The organism is Agromyces sp. NPDC060279 (genome assembly GCF_042726785.1).
Taxonomy (GTDB): Bacteria; Actinomycetota; Actinomycetes; order Actinomycetales; family Microbacteriaceae; genus Agromyces.
Genome location: NZ_JBHXBK010000001.1, coordinates 515858 through 522168 on the forward strand (window position 1 = coordinate 515858; position 6311 = coordinate 522168).

At 70.9% G+C, this 6311-nt stretch carries 6 protein-coding genes; 3 read left to right on the forward strand and 3 right to left on the reverse strand.

Features of this window, described 5'->3' with window-relative positions:
• Window positions 1-427 precede the first annotated feature (427 nt).
• Entirely contained in the window at window positions 428-1069 is a 642-nt protein-coding gene (locus tag ACFWE1_RS02440; RefSeq protein WP_376931952.1) for a GntR family transcriptional regulator, read from the reverse strand.
• Window positions 1066-1716 carry a GntR family transcriptional regulator gene (locus ACFWE1_RS02445; RefSeq protein ID WP_376931953.1) on the reverse strand — a complete coding sequence of 217 codons (651 nt, stop codon included), beginning with the start codon at window positions 1714-1716 and terminating at the stop codon, window positions 1066-1068. Before ACFWE1_RS02445 ends, ACFWE1_RS02440 begins: the two co-directional genes overlap by 4 nt.
• A gap of 688 nt (window positions 1717-2404) precedes the next feature.
• Here ACFWE1_RS02445 and ACFWE1_RS02450 point away from each other — a divergent pair.
• Window positions 2405-2911 (forward strand): FCD domain-containing protein, encoded by a 507-nt coding sequence (locus ACFWE1_RS02450; RefSeq protein WP_376931954.1) that lies wholly within the window; start codon window positions 2405-2407, stop codon window positions 2909-2911.
• A gap of 128 nt (window positions 2912-3039) precedes the next feature.
• Window positions 3040-5202 (forward strand): RNA polymerase recycling motor ATPase HelR, encoded by a 2163-nt coding sequence (helR, locus tag ACFWE1_RS02455; RefSeq protein ID WP_376933056.1) that lies wholly within the window; start codon window positions 3040-3042, stop codon window positions 5200-5202.
• On the opposite strand, the gene ACFWE1_RS02460 is transcribed toward helR, so the two are convergent.
• Complete coding sequence (locus ACFWE1_RS02460; protein WP_376931955.1) at window positions 5177-5773, reverse strand: TetR/AcrR family transcriptional regulator; 597 nt, start codon at window positions 5771-5773, stop codon at window positions 5177-5179. The two genes, helR and ACFWE1_RS02460, sit on opposite strands and share 26 nt — an antisense overlap.
• Before the next feature lie 103 nt (window positions 5774-5876).
• Here ACFWE1_RS02460 and ACFWE1_RS02465 point away from each other — a divergent pair, with 103 nt between their 5' ends.
• Entirely contained in the window at window positions 5877-6155 is a 279-nt protein-coding gene (locus tag ACFWE1_RS02465) for a hypothetical protein (protein WP_376931956.1), read from the forward strand.
• Window positions 6156-6311 lie beyond the last annotated feature (156 nt).

The window sequence follows — 6311 nt, forward strand, 5'->3', positions numbered from 1 at the left end:
GTGGTACGAGAAGGACCGAACACGACGAAACGCCACCGTGCGGCGCTTCGGCGAGCGCCTCATGGTGACGTTTCGGAGGAGGGCTCCCGGACCGGGAGATCCGGGGGGATCCAAGACGCCCGGGAGCCCAGTGCAACGACGTTGCACGCTCCGCGGTGAGACGGAGCGTCGCGCCGGGCTACTGGCTTGTTCGACCTCAACCCGATTCACTCGGCGCGACACACCCATGGTATCCCGTTATTTCACCGAAGAGCAAGACGGTCCAGCCAAATCACCCATACACACCGGCATTCCCTTGCAATCCGGATCTCACGCTTGGCATCCCCAGCGCTCGAATCGTGAACAACGCAAAGCGTCCGAGACGCGACGAGGCTCGGGCCACACAGGCGGCAGCTGAGACGGCTCCGCAGAACCAGACCGGGCGGACTCAGTCGGCCTGTGAGCGCGCGAACTTCTGCGGCGCGATGTACTCGATCATGATCGTCTCGGCGAGATCGGGATCCCCGATCGCGATCGCCCGATACAGCGCCTCGAGATACGGGCCCGCTTCTGCCGGCTGAAGCGCGTGCGAGATCACCTGCGTGACCCGAGCGCCCACCAACTGATTGAGTTCGTTCAGGATCTCGCTGTCGGCCATGACAAAGAGCAGCGCGCGGAAGTCGAGCACCGAACGCCGGACGGCTGCCGCGTCGACCGTCGCGCCATCGGCCACTGTGGCCGGCACGAGCTCGCGGAGCAGTTCCACCTGCTCGGCGCTCCGCCGGAGGGCAGCCCACCGGACGACGAGCCGCTCGAGCGTCGCGTGAACCACGCTCAGCGCCTCGAGCTCTTCCGCGTCGAAGCCTCGAACGACCGCGGCCGAGCGCGCTCCGCCCGGCACGACGAGCTGTTCGGCGACCAGACCCTGGATCGCCTGCCGGACCGGGAGTCGGCTGACGCCGAATTCCTCCCCGATCGCCCGCTCGACCAGCGCACTTCCGGGCTGCCGGACACCCTCGATGATCTGCTGGCGCAGAAGGCTCTGCACGCGCGTCGCCTCGGGGACCCGCGGCTGCTGTTCCCCGGTCACTCGACCACCTCCGCCGCTCGCACCTCGGCGAGTCGCGATTCCAGCTCGGAGATGACCTCGTGTCGGAACGCCTCTCGCGTCGCACGGTACTGCGTGCGGACTGCCGCTTCGGCCGCGTCCGCGTCGTGCCGCTTCAGCGCGGCGACGACGCCTCGGCCGTGCTCGGCGAGGAGCGCCGGAGCGAGCACTTCGCCGGCCTCCCGGCCGCGCAGGAGGGTGCTGATCTCCACCACGAACTCGTTGTGCGAGGCTTCCGCGACGGCCCGTCGGTATCGGAGTGCGTCTTCCGCCCCACCGCTGCCGGAGAGCGCTTCCAGCGAGTCCTCGATGCCGCGGATCTCCTCGTCCGTCCGAGATTCGGCAGCGAGTCGCACTGCAACCGCGTCGAACGCCTCACACACCTCGGTGAGTTCGCCCCGGTCTCGCAGGCCGAGCTCTCGCACCGCGAGGCTTCGACCCATGCGGGCGACCAGCCCTTCGCGCTCGAGCACCCGAAGTGCGTCACGGACGGGAAGACGACTGACCCCGAGTTCGGCGGCGATCGACCGCTCGATCAGTCGGGTGCCCGGGAGCCGCTTGCGGGCGACGATCTCGGAACGCAGCGCTTCGGCGACCCGCTCGGCTTCGGTCTGGCACGCCTCGGTCATGCCGCTGCGCTCAGCCTGCTGGCGCGCATGGCGTCATCGCCACGCAAGAGCTGCATCCTGAACGACATACGGAGAACCATACCAGCAGCGTTCCGCCAGTCCCGGCAAAACGCAAGATTCCTTACCGAAGTCGAGAGCCTCGCGTCGACATGCCGCGATCGGACGACGTCATGGGATTCCTCTGAGATTGGTATCCCGTGCTACCATCGCTCTGTCCAGCATCGGGGGCACCCGCCCGCTGGCAGTCCGCACGACTGGGAATCGGTGCGGAGAGAGGGCCCGGCTACTGGGGGAAACAGGCCGGGTCCTCTCGATTTCCGGCGCGCGGAGATCGGCTACCGCTGGCAGCCAAGCTCGACGGTTCGTGTGGAATGATCCGACTCGGCAAGACCGGTGCACGCGCTTGGGCAACCAAGCGCTACACGGGCCTGTCACCCCGCGCCGGCAAGCCAGGATCGAGACGCAGACGCGGCTCGCGAACGCGCGCTCACGGCTCTGGTCGGCCAGCGCCGAGCCGGCGTGCCTCCCACCTGGTCACCCCCGGCGTCGACGCCGCACGTCGGCGACCGTTCACGTGGTGTGGCATCCCGCATCTGCTTCTTCTCTCGGTCTGCTGCAGCCGCTCGCTCCACGACGCCGTGATGATCTAAGCTTGGCTGGCCCACGAAGCACGGAATTGGCATCCCGTATGCCCGACGACGATCCCGAAGAAAGCAGGCAGGTGCGGAGAGCCGAGTACGAGCTGAGCGGCGTCTCGCCCGAGCCCCAGCTCCCCCGCCGAGACGAAGGCGCGGCCCAACTGGAATTCGAGCTGGCGGCGGCGCGCCTGGCTGCTGAGCGCCGCAGCGCCGCCGACGCAGAGCGGCTCGTTCACGAAGCCGGCGTCGTCGCGCTGGCGCATGAACACGGTGGAGAGATCCAGTCCGCCGCGCACGCCTTCCGCCAGGCGCTCGGGCGGGCGGCGCACAATCCGCTGCTCGCCCGGGCGCTCGACCACCTCAGCGCGAAGGCGATCGTACGCGACTCGGCGCTGCTCGCCACGCACTATCCGATCGTCGCGAACGCGATCGTGGAGCGCGACGCAGACAGGGCGGAAGATGCGGTGCGAGCGCTCTTCGACGGTGCTCGTCGACTCGAGCTTCGCGAGCTGATCGACCGCACCCGCGGTGCCGGCCGCGGCGGCTCCGCCGACTGACTGAACTCCCCCGCACTTCCAGGATACCGCCGGGCCAGGGGCTTGCCGCAAGGCCCCCTCGGTGGCGCATACTGACGGACCCACCCGCTTGTCGCCTTGGAGGACCCCTGTCCGAGAGCCCCTTCCAGCTGCCCGCACACCTCGCCGAGAAATCGAGCCCGGCGCTGCTCGTCGAGGACGAACGTCACTTCGCCGCCATCGCCGCAGCGATCGCCGCCGAGATCGCGGACGCCCGCGATCGTCTCAGCGCCGAACTGCAGGCGCAAGCCCGCCACGGTCAGGCCGCCCTCGACCGCGACCTCGAGGTGCATCGACTCGAGAACCGGCTTCGCACGCTCCGACGCTATGGGATCGACGCGTGCCTCGGCCGCATCGTGGTCGAGGGGAGTGACGAGCCGCGGTACATCGGCCGCATCGGGCTCGCCGGCCCCGACGGCGAGCGGCTCCTCGTCGACTGGCGCACCCCGGCGGCCGAGCCGTTCTTCGCCGCGACGCCGGCGCAGCCGATGGGGGTGCGCAGCCGCCGTCGCTACCGCTGGACGCGCGGCCGCATCGTCGACTACTGGGACGAGCTGCTCGAGCCGGGCGGCGATGCGCGCGCGCTCGCGCTCGACGACCAGTCGGCGTTCATCGCGAGCCTCGGCACCGACCGCTCCGAGCGGATGCGCGACGTGCTCGGCACGATCCAGGCGGATCAGGACGCCATCATCCGCGCCGGCTCGGAGGGCGCGCTCGTCGTCGATGGCGGGCCGGGCACCGGCAAGACCGTCGTCGCCCTGCACCGCGCCGCCTACCTGCTCTATGCGGACGCGAGAGTCGCCGCGCACCGCGGCGGCGTGCTGGTCGTCGGCCCCTCGCACCCGTACCTCGACTACGTCGCCGACGTGCTGCCGAGCCTCGGCGAGCAGGAGGTCGCGATGGCGGTGCCGAGCGACTTCGTCCCCGAAGGCGCGACCCTCGCCCCGGAGCGCTCGCCCGAGGCCGCGGTGCTGAAGGGCGAAGCCCGCCTCCTCGACGCCGTCGCCGCCGCGGTCGAGGCGTACGAGGTCCCGCCGACCGTGGAGCTCCTCGTCGACACCCAGTGGGGCGAGTCGTTCCTCGGAGCTGCGGACTGGGCCGAGGCGTTCACCGCTCCGGAGCCGGGCACCCCGCACAACGAGGCCCGCGGCGTCGTCTGGGAGGCGCTGCTCGAGATCCTCGCCGATCAGCAGCCGGCGGGCGTCCCCGCGCGACTCCTGCGCCGCGAGCTCGCAGCCGACGAGGCGTTGCGCCGTCGCTTCGACCGCGCGTGGCCGCTGCTCGATCCGGTCGGGGTGGTCGCCGATCTGTGGACCTCGCCCGACTTCCTCCGACGCTGCGCGCCGTGGCTGAGCACGGAGGACGCGGCGGCGCTCCGGCGCGAGAACCCCCGGGAGTGGACCCGCGCCGACGTGCCCTACCTCGACGCAGCCAGGCGCCGCATCGGCGACCCGGAGGCCCCGGGCCGCATCCGCCGCGCGCGCGCCGAGGCCGAGGCCGATCGCGAACAGATGGACCTCGTGGTCGATCAGCTCATCGCGGCCGACGACGACGGCGAGGGGCTCGTCACCATGCTGCGCGGTGCGGACGTGCAGCACACGCTGCTCGGCGAGCTGCCGGGACCGGAGCGCAGCGCCCAGCTCGACGGCCCGTTCGCGCACGTCGTGATCGACGAGGCGCAGGAGCTGACGGATGCCGAATGGCGCATGCTGCTCGCCCGCTGCCCGTCGCGCAGCTTCACGGTCGTCGGCGATCGGGCGCAGGCGAGGCACGGCTTCCTGGAGTCCTGGACCGAACGGATGCGCCGCGTGGGCTTCGGCCGGATCGAGCTCGCCGGGCTCACGGTGAACTACCGCACCCCCGCCGAGATCATGGCCGAGGCGGCACCGGGGATCCGGGCGGCCATCCCGGATGCGAACGTGCCGACGAGCATCCGCTCGGGCGGCCACCCCGTCGAGCATCTGCCTCTCGCCGAGCTCCAGCGCGTGCTCGAGGACTGGACGTCGGCGCATCCCGAGGCGAGCGCCTGCGTCATCCACCCGGCTGCGCCATCCGAAGCTGCATCGGCGACCGTCGACGCCGCGCTCGTCGGGCGTCCCCGGGTGCGCCGGCTCACGCCGGAGCTCGCGAAGGGGCTCGAGTTCGACCTCGTGGCGCTCGTGGAACCGGGCCGATTCGGCGACGGCATCGAGGGCGCGGTCGACCGCTACGTCGCGATGACCCGGGCGACGAGGCGCCTCGTCGTCCTCAGCGACGCCCCGCCGCTGAACTGAGCGCACGGGCGAGCAGCTCGACGGTGGCGACGATGCTGGCGCGCCGCTCGGCGCGCCGGCCGTCGACCCGTCCGCTCAGGAACTCGTCGACCTGCGGCAGCACCGGCCAGGAGTCGCAGAGGGTGACGATGGTGAGGAGGAGATCGGCGGCGCCGTCCTTGTCGACGCCGGGAAGCATCCGCATCATCGCCGCGACCTTCGCGGTGTGGTGCTCGAGCCGCTCGGCCCGGGCGACCGTGTCGCGTCCCCGCTCGAGCCCCTCCCACGTCACGAGCCGCGGGACGGTCGGGTCGTCGACGTGGTGGTCGAACAGTCGCCCCGCATAGTCGGCGACCGCCTGCGGACCTTCGCCGTGGAGCGGCACCTCGTCCATGACCCGGCGGAGCTCGCTCACCAGCACGGCGTCGAAGAGCTCCCCCTTCTTGCCGAAGTACTGGTAGATGCGCTCCTTGTTGACGCCCGCGGCGGCGGCGATGCGATCGATGCGGCCTCCGGCGAAGCCGTGCTGCGCGAACTCGACCGTCGCCGCCTCGAGCAGTCGCCGCTTGGTGCCCTCGGTGTCCCAGGCCATGCCAGCAGGGTAGCAAGCTCCAACCGGGCGGTTGCGGAATAGCGAACGCGACTCTATGGTTGCAACCGTTCAGTTGGAAGCAACCAAACAGTTGGAGAATGCCATGTCCACCGAACCCGTCGCCAGCCCGAACCCGACCCCCGCGGCGCCAGCTGCGCCGCCCTCGCCGCCCTCGCCGCCCTCGATCCACCTGCGCGCAGCGATCACCTGGCTCGCGATCTTCCCGCTCGTCGCGATCGGCATGCTCGCCTTCGCCCCGCTCTGGGCCGACTGGCACCCCGTGCTGCGCGCGCTGCTGCTCACGGCGATCGTCGTCCCGCTCGCGGTCTACCTCGTGGTGCCGCGGCTGCTCGCGGGCTACCTCCGGCTCCGCCGCCGCTGAGCGGAACGGCTGAGCGGGACGGCTGAGCGGATCGGAAACGCGGACGGGCCCGGGGTCGGCGACCCCGGGCCCAGCCGAGGCCAGCGGTGGGAACACAACTGAGGCGGATGCCCGTTGAGGAAATCGTTGGAACAGACAACCGAACACAAATCACCA

Coding starts and splice junctions, on each gene's coding strand:
- ACFWE1_RS02445 (WP_376931953.1), bottom strand. CDS start 1,716: ATGACCGAGGCGTGCCAGACCGAAGCCGAGCGGGTCGCCGAAGCGCTG.
- ACFWE1_RS02465 (WP_376931956.1), top strand. CDS start 5,877: ATGTCCACCGAACCCGTCGCCAGCCCGAACCCGACCCCCGCGGCGCCA.
- ACFWE1_RS02460 (WP_376931955.1), bottom strand. CDS start 5,773: ATGGCCTGGGACACCGAGGGCACCAAGCGGCGACTGCTCGAGGCGGCG.
- ACFWE1_RS02450 (WP_376931954.1), top strand. CDS start 2,405: ATGCCCGACGACGATCCCGAAGAAAGCAGGCAGGTGCGGAGAGCCGAG.